At 50.1% G+C, this 16,904-nt stretch carries 15 protein-coding genes; 9 read left to right on the top strand and 6 right to left on the bottom strand.

Annotated features, from left to right (window positions below; genetic code table 11):
• Positions 1 to 210 precede the first annotated feature (210 nt).
• Genes ACN6MW_RS07980 through ACN6MW_RS07970 form a run of 3 tightly spaced genes read left to right on the top strand, consistent with a single transcriptional unit; the run spans position 211 to position 2,563 of the window.
• A complete protein-coding gene (locus tag ACN6MW_RS07980; protein WP_419874985.1) occupies positions 211 to 963 on the top strand; it encodes an ABC transporter ATP-binding protein in 753 nt (250 codons plus the stop codon).
• The gene (locus tag ACN6MW_RS07975) at positions 951 to 1,712 is read left to right on the top strand and encodes an ABC transporter permease (RefSeq protein WP_419874984.1); all 762 of its coding nucleotides are present in this window, start codon (positions 951 to 953) and stop codon (positions 1,710 to 1,712) included. Before ACN6MW_RS07980 ends, ACN6MW_RS07975 begins: the two co-directional genes overlap by 13 nt.
• The gene (locus ACN6MW_RS07970) at positions 1,709 to 2,563 is read left to right on the top strand and encodes an MBL fold metallo-hydrolase (RefSeq protein WP_419874983.1); all 855 of its coding nucleotides are present in this window, start codon (positions 1,709 to 1,711) and stop codon (positions 2,561 to 2,563) included. The genes ACN6MW_RS07975 and ACN6MW_RS07970 overlap by 4 nt, the downstream gene beginning before the upstream one ends.
• Before the next feature lie 40 nt (positions 2,564 to 2,603).
• Here ACN6MW_RS07970 and ACN6MW_RS07965 read toward each other — a convergent pair whose 3' ends face one another.
• Positions 2,604 to 3,032, bottom strand: coding sequence for a DMT family transporter (locus tag ACN6MW_RS07965; RefSeq protein WP_419874982.1), 429 nt, complete (start codon positions 3,030 to 3,032; stop codon positions 2,604 to 2,606).
• 186 nt (positions 3,033 to 3,218) lie between these two features.
• Between ACN6MW_RS07965 and ACN6MW_RS07960 the strand changes: the two genes are divergently transcribed.
• A complete protein-coding gene (locus ACN6MW_RS07960; protein ID WP_364145807.1) occupies positions 3,219 to 3,683 on the top strand; it encodes a divergent PAP2 family protein in 465 nt (154 codons plus the stop codon).
• Positions 3,684 to 3,858: 175 nt separating this feature from the next.
• Complete coding sequence (locus ACN6MW_RS07955) at positions 3,859 to 4,635, top strand: alpha/beta hydrolase (protein ID WP_419876299.1); 777 nt, start codon at positions 3,859 to 3,861, stop codon at positions 4,633 to 4,635.
• Positions 4,636 to 4,650: 15 nt separating this feature from the next.
• On the opposite strand, the gene ACN6MW_RS07950 is transcribed toward ACN6MW_RS07955, so the two are convergent.
• From ACN6MW_RS07950 to nirB, 4 genes are all read right to left on the bottom strand, one after another.
• Positions 4,651 to 5,604, bottom strand: coding sequence for a TRM11 family SAM-dependent methyltransferase (locus ACN6MW_RS07950; RefSeq protein WP_419876298.1), 954 nt, complete (start codon positions 5,602 to 5,604; stop codon positions 4,651 to 4,653).
• Positions 5,605 to 5,809: 205 nt separating this feature from the next.
• Positions 5,810 to 6,586 carry a uroporphyrinogen-III C-methyltransferase gene (cobA, locus tag ACN6MW_RS07945; protein ID WP_419874981.1) on the bottom strand — a complete coding sequence of 259 codons (777 nt, stop codon included), beginning with the start codon at positions 6,584 to 6,586 and terminating at the stop codon, positions 5,810 to 5,812.
• 58 nt (positions 6,587 to 6,644) lie between these two features.
• Positions 6,645 to 6,959, bottom strand: a complete 315-nt coding sequence (gene nirD / locus ACN6MW_RS07940) for a nitrite reductase small subunit NirD (RefSeq protein WP_419874980.1) — start codon at positions 6,957 to 6,959, stop codon at positions 6,645 to 6,647.
• Positions 6,960 to 7,052: 93 nt separating this feature from the next.
• Complete coding sequence (nirB, locus tag ACN6MW_RS07935; protein WP_419874979.1) at positions 7,053 to 9,494, bottom strand: nitrite reductase large subunit NirB; 2,442 nt, start codon at positions 9,492 to 9,494, stop codon at positions 7,053 to 7,055.
• Positions 9,495 to 9,817: 323 nt separating this feature from the next.
• On the opposite strand from nirB, the gene ACN6MW_RS07930 reads away from it, so the two are divergent.
• Both ACN6MW_RS07930 and ACN6MW_RS07925 read left to right on the top strand, forming a co-directional pair.
• Positions 9,818 to 10,435, top strand: coding sequence for an ANTAR domain-containing response regulator (locus ACN6MW_RS07930; protein WP_419874978.1), 618 nt, complete (start codon positions 9,818 to 9,820; stop codon positions 10,433 to 10,435).
• A 15-nt stretch (positions 10,436 to 10,450) separates the two neighbouring features.
• Positions 10,451 to 11,494 carry an anthranilate phosphoribosyltransferase gene (locus tag ACN6MW_RS07925; RefSeq protein ID WP_419876297.1) on the top strand — a complete coding sequence of 348 codons (1,044 nt, stop codon included), beginning with the start codon at positions 10,451 to 10,453 and terminating at the stop codon, positions 11,492 to 11,494.
• 79 nt (positions 11,495 to 11,573) lie between these two features.
• Here ACN6MW_RS07925 and ACN6MW_RS07920 read toward each other — a convergent pair whose 3' ends face one another.
• The gene (locus tag ACN6MW_RS07920) at positions 11,574 to 12,671 is read right to left on the bottom strand and encodes a glycosyltransferase family 2 protein (protein ID WP_419874977.1); all 1,098 of its coding nucleotides are present in this window, start codon (positions 12,669 to 12,671) and stop codon (positions 11,574 to 11,576) included.
• A 287-nt stretch (positions 12,672 to 12,958) separates the two neighbouring features.
• Here ACN6MW_RS07920 and ACN6MW_RS07915 point away from each other — a divergent pair, with 287 nt between their 5' ends.
• Both ACN6MW_RS07915 and ACN6MW_RS07910 read left to right on the top strand, forming a co-directional pair.
• Positions 12,959 to 14,701: an ABC transporter ATP-binding protein gene (locus ACN6MW_RS07915; RefSeq protein WP_419874976.1), complete on the top strand. Its 1,743-nt coding sequence runs from the start codon at positions 12,959 to 12,961 to the stop codon at positions 14,699 to 14,701.
• Positions 14,702 to 14,713: 12 nt separating this feature from the next.
• The gene (locus ACN6MW_RS07910) at positions 14,714 to 16,486 is read left to right on the top strand and encodes an ABC transporter ATP-binding protein (RefSeq protein WP_419874975.1); all 1,773 of its coding nucleotides are present in this window, start codon (positions 14,714 to 14,716) and stop codon (positions 16,484 to 16,486) included.
• Positions 16,487 to 16,904: the final 418 nt, after the last annotated feature.

The following is a 16,904-nucleotide window of genomic DNA, read 5'->3' as shown; positions in this document are numbered from 1 at the left end:
CTATAGATTCATGTTTCATAGGCCAGCGTTCCTCTCTCATTCGAATTAGACATTGATAAATTCATTTTTAACTCCCTTTTCTGATCGTTATCATTATAAAATAGGCAAATCAAGCCGACCATGGACGATATCCGGAAATCTAAACGATTTCCTGTTTTGTTCAGCGTCAATCGCGCTATAATGAAAGGAAAGCAGAAAGGGGGGCCTTTTGTGGAGCCTGTTTTGGAGCTGCGGCAATTGCGGAAAAATCGCAGCGGTGTTGAAGGAGGGCCCTTATTCGCGAATGTATCGGCTGACATCGCCGAGCCTGCTATGATTGCGATACTGGGCGTATCCGGCCAAGGGAAGAGCACGCTGCTTCGCATGCTGGCCGGTTTAGAGCACATCGATGAAGGGGAAATTCGTTTACATAATGTTTCGCAGCGCGGCACGGATCCGAGAACATGGAGAATGAAGATGTGTTATGTCGCCCAGCAGTCCGTTATGCTGCAAGGAAGCATCGAGCAAAATTTGCGGACGGTTAGTCTGCTGCATCGTATTCCCTATGATGAAAAGCTAGTGCGCCGCTTGCTGCCCAAGCTGGGTCTTGATCATCTGGATGTTTCTAAAAGCGCGGATCAGCTCTCAGGAGGAGAGAAGCAGCGGGTTTCACTGCTGCGCTCCTTGCTTCTTCATCCGGCGGTGCTGCTGCTTGATGAAATTACGGCCTCGCTGGACCGCGGCAGCAAGGAACTGGTTGAACAAGTGCTTCGGGAGTGGCATCATCAAGAAGGGACGACCATGCTTTGGGTTACACATGACCTGGAGCAGGCGAAGCAGATGAGCGGCTCTGTATGGTTTATGGGCGAGGGTACATTGCTCGAAAACAGCAAAACCGCGAATTTTTTTGACCAGCCTTTAACGGAACCCGCTCGCAATTATATCAAAGCACCCGAACATAAGGAGCCGCCATGTCCATCTTAGCGCTTAGCTTTACGCTGTTATTCGTGATGATTACCATGCTCATATCCGTGTGGCAAAAGCTTGGGCTCGAACGCGATATCGCCATAGGCACCATTCGTTCTGCGGTACAGCTTCTGCTTGTCGGTTATGTGCTGCAATATATTTTCAATACGAGCAATCCCCTGCTTATCGTCTGCATTCTCATGCTGATGATTGCGGTTGCTTCTTTTAATGCCGGCAAAAGAGGCGAGGGCCTGAAAGGGATCACCTGGAAAATCGCGATTGCCATCGCCTCGACAGAGCTGCTAATGATGGGGCTGCTGCTTGGCTTCCGAATCATTGAAGCAACGCCCCAATATATCATACCGATAAGCGGTATGACGATCGGCAATGCAATGGTCGTATCCGGCTTGCTTTTGAATCAAATGAGGAGAGAGGTTGAAGCCTCGAAAGGCGAGATCGAAACGCTGCTTTCGCTCGGAGCGACAGCGAGGCAAGCCATTCAGGACGTGATGAAGCGGTCGGTCAAATCGAGCATGATTCCGACAATCGACGGAATGAAGACGGTGGGACTCGTTCAGCTGCCCGGCATGATGACGGGAATGATCATTGCCGGAGCCAACCCGATCGAAGCCGTTCGCTATCAAATATTAATTGTGTTTGCCTTCGCAAGCTCTGCCGCGGTAACGAGCATTATTTTGAGTCTATTAAGTTACCGGCAGTGGTTTACGAAGGACCTGCGTATTCAAAATCTAGAGCAAAAGGGATGATGAAACTCGTGAACGTATACAACAGCGGAGCGGCTTTGGTGAAGCAGATTGCCGAGACGGAGCTCCCCGGGCAGGCATTGGCGCTTTGGGCTTTGGGACAAGAGGGCTTTCTAGTCAAATGGAAGAACAAAACGATCCTGTTCGATCCTTACCTGTCGAACTGGGTGTACGAGCTGAGCGGCCCGCCGTGGTCGCGCGCTTTCGAAACGCCGCTCGAGCCGTCGGACTGCATGGATGTGGACTACGTCGTTTGCTCGCATCACCATGAGGACCATATGGATAAGCTCACGCTGCAGGCGATTGGAAAATCGGCCAAAACACGTTTTATCGCACCGAAGGCGCATCTGCCGTTGTTGAAGAAGTGGGGACTGCGTGATGATCAGCTGATCGGCATCTCGCATGGACAGGCATTGGAGCTGGAGAACGGCATCCGTCTAGAAGCGTTTGCTGCCAAGCATGAGCAATTTGAACAGGATGAAGCGGGAGAGCATAAATTTCTTGGATTTGTAGCTAATTTTGGCGGTATCCATCTCTATCATGCGGGCGATACCGTGGGCTTTCCCGAGCTGGTCACTTGGCTGCAAAGCAGACAGATCGATATTGCCCTTTTGCCTATTAACGGGCGGGACTTTGTCCGCAATGAACAGGGAATCGTCGGAAATTGCAACTACCGCGAAGCCGTTGAGATCGCTGTGCAAATCCATGCCGATTTACTGATTCCGATGCATTACGGCTTATTTCCGCATAATGATGAGAACCCGGCTTATTTCGTCGACTATATCCAGCGCAATTATCCGGCTAAGAAGTTCCATATGTTCGCTCCGGGCGAGCGATTTATTTATATGAAATAATCCATAAACACTGTTTGCAGACGGAGTAATAGGAGATGGGCTATTTCAGCTTAAATACGATAATGCCTGCAATCATGATGCCGATTCCAAGGAGCCTGTTGGCGGATAACGGTACTTTGTCGACGCCAAACAAGCCAAGACTGTCAATGAGCATCGATATGACCAGCTGGGTAATAAGCAGCAGGGCGACGGAATAAGCGGGACCAAGCGCAGAAATGCTCTTTGTGACGGTGAATATGATCATGACGCCGAATACGCCGCCCAGCCAATACAGCTTATTGACCGTGAAAAGCTTCGAGAAGCTGCCGTCTTTCATGATAAGCAGCAGGATCAGCGACAGCAAAAAGCCGCTTCCGTGCACCCAAGCATTCGTAAACCAGAAGCCGGCTTTGTCGCTTAGCTTTGTATTGAAAACTCCTTGAAAGCTGATGAATACCCCAGCAATCAGTGAATAGATAATTCCCATCATATCTTTTTCCCCCAAATACGCTAGTTAGAGTGATGGACTTTCTCTGGCGGAAGCCTATCGCATAAGATTAGCCTCCGGAGGCATCCCTTACTATATAACCTTATTTTCTGCTAAACAATCCGGATCCACATGATTTTGCGGCAATAGGACAAAATGAGGGAGGCAGGATGATTGGAGGTGACAGCTGTGGCAAACAGAGGACTAGTGACGGCGCTAACGGCAGTAGGAGCGGCTCAAATGCTCAAGCTGCCGCTGCATTATGCAAAAACCGGAACTTGGGACATACGTAAAATAATCGGTTCAGGCGGTATGCCTAGCGCGCATTCGAGCGGCGTATCGGCTTTAGCCGCATACACGGCGACCAAATACGGCGTCAAGACGCCTGAATTTGCGATATCCGCGATGCTCGGCATCATTGTGATGTACGATGCCATGAATATTCGCAGGCATGCAGGTGAAATTGCGGTACAGGTAAACGATTTGGACGAGGACGTTGAAAGGCTGGCTGGGGAGCATCCGGGCATTTATCATAAGCGCAGGCGCGAGCGGCTTAAGGAAAGCCTTGGACATCAACCTCGCGAGGTAGCGGCAGGTTCGCTGCTTGGCGCTTTATTTGGTTTTATCGGCGGTATAACCGCCTTCAAACGATGATGACGGCGAGCGAAGAAACGGGCATTAAGACAGGTTTAGGCGCTTACGGCTTAGACCTGTTTTTTTATATGCGTTTAGATGGCCGGCTTGTTTCATTAGTTATATAATGGAGAAGTCTGACAATTAATATGCATGCAAAAAGGAGATTATAAAAGTGGCGGAGCAATTATTATGGATGCATGGAGCGCCGTTCGCGCTCGGAAATTCGGATGAGGATTGCCCTGCAATTACGCCTTATTTGGTAGAGGGCGACAACCGTCCGGCAATCATCATATGTCCAGGCGGAGGTTATGGCGCGAGGGCTTATCATGAAGGTGAGCCTATTGCACAATGGCTAAATAGCCTCGGAATTTCGGCATTTGTTCTGCGTTACCGGGTAGCGCCTTATCAGTATCCCTGCGCGCTGCTCGATATCCAGCGGGCGGTAAGAACGGTCAGATTCAAAGCCGATCAGTTTCGCGTCAATCCGGATAAGATTGGCATACTGGGCTTCTCTGCAGGCGGCCATTTAGTGTCCAATGCGGGCACGAGCTATGATAAAGGAAACAAACATGCGGAGGATGTTATCGAAAGGGAGTCCTGCCGTCCGGATTTGCTCGTATTATGCTATCCCGTTATCACGCTCAAGGAGCCTTTTACGCATGTTGGCTCTAGAGATAATCTGCTAGGCAAAGAGGCTTTGCCTGAGAAAGTGGAACAGCTGAGCAGCGAGGCTCAAGTAACCGAGGATACGCCGCCTACTTTCTTGTGGCATACATCGGATGACGCAGCCGTACCCGTGGAAAACAGCTTGTTGTTTGCTGCGGCTCTCAGCAAACATAAAGTGCTGTTTGACTTGCATGTGTACGCGAAGGGCCGGCATGGGCTAGGTTTAGCCGAGGATGAAGAGCATACAAACGAATGGACGTCTGCATGTGCCTCCTGGCTTGCGCTCAATGGCTATCATTCATAGCCTAGACTGTCCCCTTTAAACGCAAACAATGATTTGCCTGACGAAGCTGCCTTTCCGGGTCGTACAACGATCGAATATGTTGAAGCCGGCGTCTGCAATAAGGTCGTCCATCGGATCGGCAGTGATAACGATCACTTTGCTGGCGATTCGGCGGGCATGCTTTAGCAAAGAAAGCTGTTCTTCAGGCGTTGTGCGGGAAAAGTGATTGTAAGGCATATCTACAACAGCCGCATCGTAATGGCTCGTGATATCGGCAATATCCCCGCAAACGACATCCGTTTTGAATTCGAAATGCGCGAGATTCTCTAGTGTTCCGCGGATGACAAAAGGATTGATATCTCGGCCTACGATATTAATATTCATCGACAGCGCTTCAACAAGCACGGTCCCAATGCCGCAGCAGGGGTCGATAGCGGTTTTCCCCATTGGCTGAGGCACTGCGATATTCGCAGCGGCCCTGGCTACCCGGGTGCTGAGCGCAATGGAATAGCTGCGCGGCTTCTTTATTTGAGTTAGCCAAACGGCCTTGCTTTTGATGTAGTTACCGAAATACCAACGGCCGCCCCAGCGTAATATGCCAAAAGTATAGTCAGGGCTTCGCACATCGGCTTCCCCTTCGATATACATGCCAATTTCTCGTTCGACGCTGCGTTGATCGTCGAAATCGAGTTTTTCCTCCTTCGAGAGATCCGTCATTTTGACGAAAATGACCTTGAACGTCGCATCGCCTAATTCGATTTGCCTTACCTGCTCCAAAATATCCTCTAGGCGCTCGCCTTGATAGAGGACCTCGAGCCGCTCTCTCATGAAAGGGCTGCGGTCGGGATGGACGTCTATTTCGCTCATTAATAGCCCAGAATCTGATTGTTTATCGAAAAACGAACGCATTTCTAAATGGCAAAGCTCAGTTTCTTCCAATCGATAGCCATAGGTATAGAGGTATAACGGCGTTTGGTTTCTAGTTTCCAGCTGATTCGCATCCTTTATAAAAAACAATTGAGGCTTCTAGTATACAGGAAACCGTAGTCCTTACAAAGGAATGGAGTGGACGAGTAGAGGCTTTTTGCGTGGATTTGCATGAAGCCGCGAGCGACAGCGGGATGCGCTGCCGCTGCGACGATGCGACGAAGCGGGCAGAGAAGGCAGCGATAACTGTGATAAGGAACAGGACGGCTTATCCAATGAGCGATACGGCTTGCTGCTCCGCTTGCATCAAACGTTCGCGTACGCGGACGACTTCGCCGATAATAATGAGTGCGGGATTGGCAAGCTTCATCGATACCGCTAGGGTATGGATATCCGATAACGTTCCGACGATCGTGCGTTGACGATTCGTTGTGCCCCGTTCGATTAAGGCAACGGGCGTTGCTGCGGATTTCCCATGCTTCAAAAGTTCTTCGCGAATAACAGGAAGCTCGCTTACTCCCATGTAAATGGCCAGCGTATCGACGCTGTGAGCGAGCAAATCCCAGCGAATCGGCGATTTGTCGCCGTGACAGCGGCTGCCTGTGACGCATGCGAAGGAAGCGGCATATTCACGGTGCGTGACGGGAATGCCGGCAGCAGCGGCAGCGCCGATAGCTGAGGTGATCCCGGGCACGATCTCGTATGGAATGCCCCAAGAGGCGAGCTCTAAAGCTTCCTCGGCGCCTCTTCCGAAGACTAGTGGATCGCCGCCCTTAAGGCGGACGACCGTTTTTCCTGCTTGCGCGTATTTGACGAGCGCTTCGTTAATGATATGTTGAGGCATCGCATGCGAGCCGGGAGCTTTGCCGCAGTAGACCAGCTCTGTATCGGAGCCGGCGTAGGCTAATAATTCTTTGCTGATAAGACGATCATAGAGGATAACGTCTGCCTGCTGAATACGTCGCATGGCTTTCACCGAAATAAGCTCTGGATCGCCTGGACCAGCGCCGACTATATATACCGTACCTGTTGCTATGTTTCTCATAGGCTGCTCCCTTCGGCTGATATGCCGTTTTAGTGTCTGAATTTAATTCCTTCTCTTCTTAGACCGTTACATAGATTGATCCGCTCTCACTATCGATTTCGGTCTCAAAGGTCGTTACGCAGCCATCGTCAGGCTCATGCACGCGACCGCTGCGCAGATCAACTTTCCAGTCATGAAGCGGGCAGTGTACGGCTGTGCCGCACACCATCCCTTCCGAAAGCTGGCCGCCCTTATGCGGGCATTTATTCTCAACGGCAAGCACGCTGCCGTCAGTTAACCGAAATACGGCAATTTCAATGTCTTTTACTTTAATGCGTCGTGATCCTTTTACATCTATGTCAGATAGGTTGGCTACTAAAAGCTTCGTTGTCATAGGTGACTCCCCCTGAAAAGTTTTGTTTAGCAAAGCTCCGTTTCGAAGAAATTCGCTATAGGCTATGCGTTCTATGCCAGCTGCGCGTAGATTCTATAGCTGCACGGGCTGAGCGCTGTTCAATTGCTCGAAGTTTTTACGGAGTTCGTCCGTTTCGACAATTTGCTTCCAAGGGTCGGTTGTCAGGCTGAGTGTTTTCTCGATACGCGATTTAAGGGCAAGGCGCTCCTCGCGATTTTCGAGGCCTTTCTTGACATGGTCGAGACCCACGCGTTCGATCCATTGAGCAGTACGTTCGTTCCATTGTGCATTTTCCCGATAGAGCTGCAAGAATGCGGAGGACCATTCCAGAACCTCATCCTCTGTTTTGACGATGCAGAGAAGATCAGTAGCCCGAACCTTTACGCCGCCGTTGCCGCCGACATGAAGCTCCCAGCCTCCGTCTATGGCGACTACGCCAAAGTCCTTAATCGTAGCTTCCGCGCAATTTCGCGGGCAGCCGGATACGGCAAGCTTAACCTTAGCCGGTGTATTTAGACGCTCGAATGCTTTTTCCAATTTGATGCCCATTCCGATTGAATCCTGCGTGCCGAATCGGCAGAAGGTTGAACCGACGCAGGTTTTAACGGTTCTAAGCGTTTTGCCGTAAGCGTGGCCGGATGGCATATCCAGCTCTTCCCAAATTTTCGGAAGATCCTCTTTCTTGACGCCAAGCAAGTCTAGCCGTTGTCCGCCCGTGAATTTCACCATCGGCACATCGAATTTCTCGGCGACCTCCGCGATTTTTTTCAAATCGGCAGGGGATGTTACGCCGCCGTAAATACGAGGAACAACGGAGTATGTGCCATCCTTTTGAATATTTGCATGGTAGCGTTCATTGGTGATCCGTGATTCGTTCTCATCCACGTATTCCTCTGGATTAACCATGCCGAGGTAGTAGTTTAGCGCCGGACGGCATTTCGAGCAGCCCTCCGGATTGCTCCAGCGAAGAACGTTCATGACTTCCTTGGTGGAGTTGAGATTCATGCGCGTAATTTCCGCAACGATCTCATCCCTGCTGTGCGTGGTACAGCCGCAAATGCCTTCTTTTACCGGCTCGCCGACCGCATCGCCGGCATACAGGTGAAGCAAGCCTTCCACGAGCGGCTTACAGCCGCCGCAGGAAGCGGATGCTTTCGTGCAGGATTTAATCGCGCCTACTGTGTTGCAGCCTTTGTTCGCGATGGCATCCGCTATCGTTCCTTTAGAAACCCCGTTACAGCCGCAAATAATTTCGTCATCGGCCATTGCTTCAAGTCTGTTTCCGCCGGAGGATTGGCCTAATAAATCGGATGAAATGCCGAGCAGAATTTCTTTCTCGCGTCCGGCAATCGATTCACCTTTCTTAATAGAAGCAAACAATTCGGCACCGTCGGACGTATCGCCGAAAAGAACGGCGCCAATGAGTTTGCCGTCTTGAACGACAATCTTTTTGTAGGTGTTTGCCATATCGTCTTGAATCTTGAGCGAGCGGGTGCCAGGCACTTCATCAAAGCGGCCAGCCGAGAACACGTCAACGCCGGATACTTTAAGCTTTGTCGAGGTAACCGAGCCGGCATAGCCAGCCGTTTCAACCCCAGCCAGATGCTTGGCGAGTACAGCGCCTTGCTCATAAAGGGGAGCCACGAGGCCGTAAGCGATTCCTCTGTGCTCAGCGCATTCGCCTACGGCGTAAATGCCAGGTACGTTTGTTTGCATGAAATCGTCGACAACGATTCCGCGGTTGACTTCGATGCCCGATGCTCTTGCCAGATCCACGTTAGGTTTAATGCCGACGGCCATAACGACCAAATCGCCGTCTACCTCGCTGCCGTCCGCGAAAGCTAACCCGGTCGCACGGTGTTTGCCTTTAATGGAAGCCGTGCTTTTTTGCAGCAAAAATTGCATGCCTTGCGCTTCGAGCTCGCGCTGCAGCATTTTGGCAGCCGCCTCGTCCAACTGGCGTTCCATCAAATAGCTAAAAATGTGAACGACATTTACTTCCATTCCCAGATGGAGCAAACCGCGTGCTGCTTCAAGACCGAGCAAGCCGCCGCCGATGACTACGGCTTTTTTGTATTTTTTGGAAGCGTCGATCATTACTTCGCAATCGTGGATATCGCGGAATGCGATAACGCCTTCTTTGTCCGCGCCTGGAAGAGGAAGCATAAATGGATTAGAGCCGGTTGCAATAATGATGTTATCGTAGTCAACTTCAACGCCTAGATGGGAGGTAACCTTCTTAAGTTCCGTATCAATTTTCGTTACCTTGTGGCCGGTATGAAGAGTAATGTTGTTTTCTTTGTACCAATCCCAGTCGTTTATGACGATCTCTTGCATATCGGCGCCGCCAGCTAGGACGGAAGATAGCATAATACGGTTATAGTTGGGATGCGGTTCGGCCCCGAAGATCGTAACGTCGTAGCTTTCGGGAGCCAGCTTCAGCAAATGCTCAATCGCTCGAACCCCCGCCATGCCGTTTCCGATTAATACTAATTTCTTCTTAGTTGTAGTCATTGTATTTCTCTCCTCTCAAACTCAGCCTAGGCGGAAAAAAGAAAAGCCTGCTTCGCTCCTAGGGAGAACGTACGTCCCCTAAGAAAACGAAAGCAGGCTTCTTTGCCGCTTCAAAACGAATACACCGTTGTACTCGTGAATGTTATGAATATGATAACGTAAATATACAATGAATTTGGAACTCATGTCAATATAGTTGACATCAAAAAGTGTGAAAAAACTTGGTTAGTGACAATTCATGCTTTTGTATGTTATATATAATCACAAAGGTATCGACTTGTGCTGCATTCACAATAAAGTCGAATAGGAGGGGGCACTTCTAAATGCGTTCTTTGTTAGTAGTCGAACATTGTGCGTCAAACGAGGTGGCAATCGCGGACCCTCAATCGGATCAGCATTCCAAGAAACAAACGCCAAAGTATTTATTAGAAGAGTATGGTTATCAGGTGCTTCGCGCAGGGGACGAGAAGAAGGCTGAGTTGCAGATGAACAACGCAGACGCAGTCGTGCTTCATATGCCTCTTAATGAAGTAAAGCAATGGAGAGTTAGGCTGTTAAAGCAAAAAACCGTTCCTTTATTATGGTGGTGCAGTGCGGCATCTGCTTCTCTTTCAGCGTCATTTTGCGAGGACGACATTCAAGTGGACGGCATTCTTGCACCCTCGATGAGTGAGCAGGAGCTTCACTGGGCTCTTCATTTTGGCTCCAAGCAATGCTTTGAGAGGCTGCAGTGGATCAATGAACGCAAGCAGCTGGAGGGCAGGCTCGAAGAGCGGAAATGGATTGATATGGCAAAGGGCATTTTGTGCAAAATCAAAAATATTTCTGAAGCGGAAGCTTACGATGTGCTGCGGAAGCAGGCGATGAACGAGCGTAAACGCATGGTGGATGTGGCGACGTCTATCGTTAAGGTCTATCAAATCCTTCAGGATCAAAAATAAGGGGGCTTTGCGATGATGATCAACCTATTAAAGGAAGTAGGCCGGGGAAAGAGAGGGGCGCGGGATCTGGCGTATGATGAAGCATTGCTTGCAGCCAACGCCATCCTGGAATTAAAGGCAACCCCTGCGCAAATAGGCGCCTTTTTCATTGCTGAACGCATAAAAATGGAAAGCGTCGAAGAAATCGAAGCTTTCGTCAACGTATGCCGCAAGCATGCGCATCGTGCGCCTATCCAGCAAGGCCTTGATTGCGCAGGGCCGTATGACGGCAGGAAAAAATCATTTTATGCGTCATACTCAACCGCGTTCGTTCTTGCCGCTGCGGGCTTGCCGGTTACGCTTCACGGAGCGGCGTCCTTGCCTCCCAAATGGGGAATCACGCTGCATGATCTGTTGAAGGATTCCGGCATCGATGCCGATCTGCTTTCCCGGGACCGCATTATCCAAGCAGCAAAGAAAACAGGCGTGCTGTATGTGCCGGCTGAAGAATGGTGTCCTCCCCTTAAAGCGCTGCGTTCGATACGGGTTGAGCTTGATATGCGCACGGTGCTGAACACGGCGGAGAAGCTGATCGATTATTCTCATTCCCCGTATTTAATATTCGGGGTTTATCATAATACCGTTTTCGAGCGCATGGCCAAGTTAGCGAACAACTTAGCCTATAAGAAAGCGCTCATCGTTCAAGGAGTGGAAGGCTCGGAGGATTTGTTCATCGAGAGGCCGACCCGGACCTATTTTGTAGAAGAAGGGCAATCGCAGCTTCATATTATCGATCCGGATGCCTACGGTTTGGAAACCTCCGTACCGGACGTCATTTGGACGCCTGCCGAGCAGGTGAGGGAAACGGAAGCCGTGCTGCAAGGACGCGGACACCTTGCATTCGCCAATCAAGTCATGCTTAATGCTGCCGTGAGGCTCAAGCTGGCGGATAAGGTCGACTCGATTGAGGAAGGTCTTTACGTCAGCAAGGATTTGCTCGACAATGGCACTCCATGGGAGCTTTACCGCAAATGGCAAAATGTCATGGGGACCCAAAGTGTGTTGCCCTGCAGCAGCTAATACGAATACTTGAAAGGCCTGTGCCCAAATGTGCACAGGCCTTTCTTTGCTTAAGACGGGAAGAGAACACGTGCTTCACTTACCGTTTGTTGATGCGCAAGGACTGATCGGTAAGGCGTTTGTTTCTCCCGAATAGGTTGAAGGGAAAGAAGGAGCGTGCCGGGGGCTTGCCAAATTCCCAGTAGAAGAGAACGGCAGATAGCTTGAATTTGAATGCCAGATAATAAATATACTCCTTCGGGCTTGCGCATTTGTACCGGAAACCCAAAGCCTTTGTGCTGTCCGTAAACATCTCCAGGGAAACGAGTTTGGCTAGATCCTCCTTCTTGGCAGCGGTCGGACTGTTTTTCATATTTTTGATCAGCATGCCGAGAATCGTTTGTATGTAATAAACCGCCATATCTTTTCTGTAATGATCATGGGCAATCAAACGGGATTTTTCGGAAAGCTGTTTTCTGTATCGGTACTGCAGGACAAGGCTCCGCTCCAAGTATGGCTTATAGGGGGCGCGCATGAGACTGTCCAAATTGTTAACGGTGTTGTAAAAGTATAAGCAATCCGGAATCGCATACACGCGCTCGGCGCTGAGCATAGACTCGAGCAGGAATATCGTATCCTCTCCGATCGTCAGCTCCTCTTGGAAACGAATGCTGCTATTCGCAAGCCAAGAGCGAAGAAAGAGACAGCGCCAGACGAAGCAAAGCTCGTTGTCCGAATGAACGGAGGCAGCGCTGAGCACAAAGTCCTTGCCGTTCATGACGGTATGGAGGGTGAACCGCGGAGCGCGCGCGGGCTGGAAGGGAACGGTCTCGAAACCGCTGACGACAATGTCGCAGGCATGCTCCTCGGCAGCGGCATAAAGCTTGGCGAAAAACAGTTCGTCGATTTCATCGTCAGCGTCCAAAAAGGCGATGTATTTGCCCGTTGCGGCCTTGAATCCGGCGTTTTTTGCACTGCTTGTGCCGCCGTTAGCCTTATGGAGTACTTTGATCCGGGCATCCTTGGCTGCATACTCCTCGCAGATTGCTCCGCTGTGGTCGGTGGAGCCGTCATTGACGAGCAGCAGCTCGATAGAACGGAAGGGCTGCCGAAGAATGCGATCCAAGCCTCGATATAACCATTTCTCCGCATTATAAATAGGTAAGACTACACTTACGGCAGCGTCCACATGCTTCACCTCGGGATTGATCCAAATTCATGACGCAGCCAAGCTATGTAACCCTATCATATCATATTCGTTATAAAGAACAACACATTTTTGATCTATGCGGCAGTGTCTAAATTTTTGCCCAAAAGAAGGATATTGTTACACATAAAGGTGAAATTTGACCAGCGAAACTGCTATACTGAAAAGTGGCGGCTGATCGGATGCGTACGGGCTTTGGCGATCGAATGGAATAGGCTCGAAGCGACCTGGCGCATGGGAATACGCCGTGTGAAAGATAAGGTGAAAAGGGGGATATCATGTCTTTTGTAAAACGATTGCGATGGTTTTTTAAGGATAGATGGGGAAGCTACGCGCTCGCTGTCGGCATTATGGCATTAGTCAGCCTGTTATCAACGGTACCGCCCAATCTCATTGGCAAAACGGTAGACCACATCCGCGAAGGCGAGCTGACCTCTTCGGGTTTGACTCAGACGGTACTGCTGCTAATCGGTCTTTCGCTATTTTTATACGTCATGGTATACATATGGATTACGACGCTGTTCGGGAATTCGGCGCTTATCGAGAAGGTGCTGAGGGGACGGCTGCTAGCCAATCTGACGAGGATGACGCCGGCCTTTTTCCAACGCAATAGTACGGGCCAGCTCATGGCTTTAGCTACAAATGATGTGCTCGCGATCGGGCAAACGGCTGGCTATGGCGTGATGACGCTCGTCAATACGCTTGTCGGCGCTTCGGTAGTCGTTATCATGATGATTTCGCTCGTAAGCTATAAGTTAATGATTGCGGCCCTAATTCCGCTCCCGCTGCTGGCGGTCGTGATCAGCAAGCTGGGCAAAAAGGTGAGAACGCGGTTTCTAGCCGCTCAGGCATCCTTCGGCAAAATGAATGATCACGCGCTGGAGTCCATCTCAGGCATACGCGTCATCCGCTCCTATGTGCAGGAGAACGATGACCTGTCCGCGTTCCATAAGGTGACGACCGACGTGATGCTCAAAAATAAACGGGTTTCCATTTTGAATGCGCTTTTCCAGCCGATCATTTCGTTGATTGTCGGGGTGAGCTATTCCATTGGAATCGGCTATGGCTCATATCTCGTCTTCCAGGATGAGATTTCGCTCGGACAGCTCATTTCCTTCAATATTTATTTAGGCATGCTCATTTGGCCGATGATTTCTTTTGGCGAATTTATCAATGTCCTGCAGCGCGGAAGCGCCTCGGCTGACCGGCTGGACACGGCGCTGACGCAAAAGCCCGATCTGAAAGACGCGGATATGCCTGTTTCGATTAAGATTCCTACCCGCATCGAGACGAAGCAGCTTACCTTTACTTACCCTACGGCGAGCCAGCCTAGCCTATCGGGCGTTTCCTTTCAGCTTGAACGCGGCCAGACGCTGGGTATCGTAGGCAAAACGGGGAGCGGGAAGAGCACGCTGCTGAAGCAGCTGCTTCGCCAATATCCCTTAGAGCAGGAGCGGCTGTTTATTGCAGGCGTGCCCGTCGAGCAGATTGCGATTGACCAAATGCGGCGCTGGATCGCATATGTGCCGCAGGAGCATTTGCTGTTATCCAAATCGATCTATGACAACATCGCTCTTGGCAAACCGAATGCGACGCCGGAGGAAGTCGCCCGCGCCGTGCAAATGGCTTCCTTTACGGAGGATATCGCGCAAATGCCTGAAGGGCTTGAAACCGTCGTCGGCGAAAACGGCGTGATGCTCTCGGGCGGTCAGAAGCAGCGCCTGGCTATCGCGCGCGCTTTGCTGATCGATTCTGAAATTTTGCTGCTGGATGACTCGTTATCGGCGGTGGATGCGCGGACGGAAAGCCGGATCCTTCACCATATAAGGCTGGAACGCGAAGGTAAAACGACGTTTATTACGACACATCGTCTCTCCGCGGTGAGTCATGCGGACTGGATTATCGTGCTGAACGAGGGACGCATCATGGAAGAAGGCACGCATGAGGAATTGATGCTGTTCGGAGGCTGGTATAAGGAACAATGGGAACGGCAGCAAATGGAAGCTAGCTTGGAAGAATGAGGAGGCTCTTGAATGCCAAAGCAATCGACGGCGAGAAGACTATTCGCATATGCTCTCGTTTATAAGTTTAGAATTATCGGCGCCCTGCTCATTCTTTGCAGCGCGGTAGGGGCCGAGCTTGGCGGACCTTTTATTATAAAAACGATTATCGACAAACACTTATCGGCGGGCGGCGGCGAGTTAGGGCCCGTATTGTGGCTTCTCGCGTTATATATGGGACTGCTGCTTCTCGCCAGTATCGGAAACTTCTCGCAGTCCTATATTTTGCAATCGACTGCATTGCAAATTATCCAGAACATGCGCATGGATCTCATGCGGCATATCCAGCGGATTCCGCTGCGCTATTTTGACAACACGCCGATCGGCCAGATCGTATCGAGAATCGCGAACGATACGGAGGCGGTGCGTGATTTGTTCATGAGTTTCATGGCGACCTTCGTTGTGAGCTTCGTGCAGCTCATCGGCATTTTTACGGCGCTGTTTATATTAGATGTGCGCTTGGCGTTGTTTTGCCTGCTGCTGCCGCCGATTTTCGCGCTCATTATGGTCGTGCATTTGAAATATTCGAAGAAATACATTACGGTCATGCGGGCCAGGCTTAGCGATATGAATGCCATGATCAATGAATCGATCGTCGTTATGCCGATTATTCAAGCTTTTCGCCGCGAGAAGGTCACGCTGGAGGAGTTTGAGGTTCTCAATGAGGATCGGTATGTTAACCAGATCAAACAATTTCGGGTATTCTCTTTATCCTCGAGAAATATCGTGGGCACAATTGGCAGCTTGGTTACAGCGATGGTCATTTGGTATTTTGGGCGCGCCTCCCTGGAAACGGCTATTATGTACGGGGTATTCTATGCGTTTATTGACTATTTAGGACGTATTTTTCAGCCGATTATCGGTATCTTCGATCAGCTCACGAATGCGCAGCGCGCTTTCGTTTCCGCGGAGAAGGTGTTCGCCATCCTCGATATGGAAGGCACGGAGGTGGAAGAGGTCAGTCAGGCGAAAAAACCGGACGGCGCCGTGAAATTCGACAATGTGACGTTTGCGTATAAGCCGGGTGAAAATGTATTGAAGCAAATATCATTCGAAGCGCGCAAGGGAGAGACTGTCGCTTTGGTCGGGCATACCGGTTCGGGTAAAAGCTCGATTATGAACCTTTTGCTCGGCTTTTATGAGCCGGATAAAGGAAGCATTTCAATTGACGGACGCAATATTGCGACGTACTCGAAGCAAGAGCTGCGCAAGCATATGGGGATTGTGCTGCAGGATCCTTATTTGTTTGCGGGGGACATTAAATTTAATGTCAGTCTGTACAACAAGGAGATTTCGATCGACCGCGTGAAAAGCGTGCTGAAGGATGTCGGCGCAGCTCCGTTTATTGAACAGCTGCCAAACGGCTACGATGAATTGGTGGTTGAGCGCGGCAGTACGCTGTCATCGGGACAGCGGCAGCTTATCTCCTTTGCCAGAGCGCTGGCGTTCGATCCGTCGATTCTCATTCTGGATGAGGCAACAGCGAGCATTGATAGCGAGACGGAGGGACTTATCCAGCAGGCGCTGCGAGTGGTCAGCCAAGGCAGGACGACGCTGGTGATCGCGCACCGTTTGTCTACCATTCGCGAGGCGGATCAAATTCTTGTGCTGCATCGCGGCGAGATCGTAGAGCGCGGAAATCATGATGCATTAATGGCTCTTGAAGGCAGGTATTTCAAGATGTATCAGCTTCAGAAGGGCGAGAAGGCCGTGTTGGAACAGGCAGGCGTGACAAAAGAAGCATAGTTCAAATAAAACAGAGGCTAAGGTTCCGTATATATGACATAAACAGTCATGTGTGCGGAGCCTTTTTGGTTGTGTTTACGCTTTTTTTAAGGCTGATTTTCTATTACTTTCTACCAATTGACAGGAAAATCATTCCAATGTATACTCTTCAATAAGTTTGATGTCAGTTTACATCACATTTAATTTACGCGGCTCTTTAGCTTTTGGGCCCAAAGCTAGGATCCCTTTCCTTCATCAATGCAAATAGTCTGCTTTCAGATGGCATGCATGTATTGAAGCAAAGGGATTTTTTTATGGCCGCGTATGAACAAATGTGCATGTTTACTAGAACTTTATTTCAATTTGATATGGGGATGACAAATTTTTACTAAGATAACCAAGATAAGTAATGCTATTTATAGTTGTGGAGAGGGGAACA

The sequence above is a fragment of the Pristimantibacillus sp. PTI5 genome (genome assembly GCF_048572955.1).
Taxonomy (GTDB): domain Bacteria; phylum Bacillota; class Bacilli; order Paenibacillales; family Paenibacillaceae; genus Pristimantibacillus.
This window is presented reverse-complemented; position numbering and strand designations above follow the sequence as displayed.

What these genes read in the sequence shown, in the direction of transcription:
- ACN6MW_RS07965 (WP_419874982.1), bottom strand. Translation starts at nt 3,032, where the DNA reads ATGATGGGAATTATCTATTCACTGATTGCTGGGGTATTCATCAGCTTT.
- ACN6MW_RS07970 (WP_419874983.1), top strand. Translation starts at nt 1,709, where the DNA reads ATGATGAAACTCGTGAACGTATACAACAGCGGAGCGGCTTTGGTGAAG.
- ACN6MW_RS07915 (WP_419874976.1), top strand. Translation starts at nt 12,959, where the DNA reads ATGTCTTTTGTAAAACGATTGCGATGGTTTTTTAAGGATAGATGGGGA.
- ACN6MW_RS07930 (WP_419874978.1), top strand. Translation starts at nt 9,818, where the DNA reads ATGCGTTCTTTGTTAGTAGTCGAACATTGTGCGTCAAACGAGGTGGCA.
- cobA (WP_419874981.1), bottom strand. Translation starts at nt 6,586, where the DNA reads ATGAGAAACATAGCAACAGGTACGGTATATATAGTCGGCGCTGGTCCA.
- ACN6MW_RS07925 (WP_419876297.1), top strand. Translation starts at nt 10,451, where the DNA reads ATGATCAACCTATTAAAGGAAGTAGGCCGGGGAAAGAGAGGGGCGCGG.
- nirB (WP_419874979.1), bottom strand. Translation starts at nt 9,494, where the DNA reads ATGACTACAACTAAGAAGAAATTAGTATTAATCGGAAACGGCATGGCG.
- nirD (WP_419874980.1), bottom strand. Translation starts at nt 6,959, where the DNA reads ATGACAACGAAGCTTTTAGTAGCCAACCTATCTGACATAGATGTAAAA.
- ACN6MW_RS07910 (WP_419874975.1), top strand. Translation starts at nt 14,714, where the DNA reads ATGCCAAAGCAATCGACGGCGAGAAGACTATTCGCATATGCTCTCGTT.
- ACN6MW_RS07955 (WP_419876299.1), top strand. Translation starts at nt 3,859, where the DNA reads ATGCATGGAGCGCCGTTCGCGCTCGGAAATTCGGATGAGGATTGCCCT.
- ACN6MW_RS07975 (WP_419874984.1), top strand. Translation starts at nt 951, where the DNA reads ATGTCCATCTTAGCGCTTAGCTTTACGCTGTTATTCGTGATGATTACC.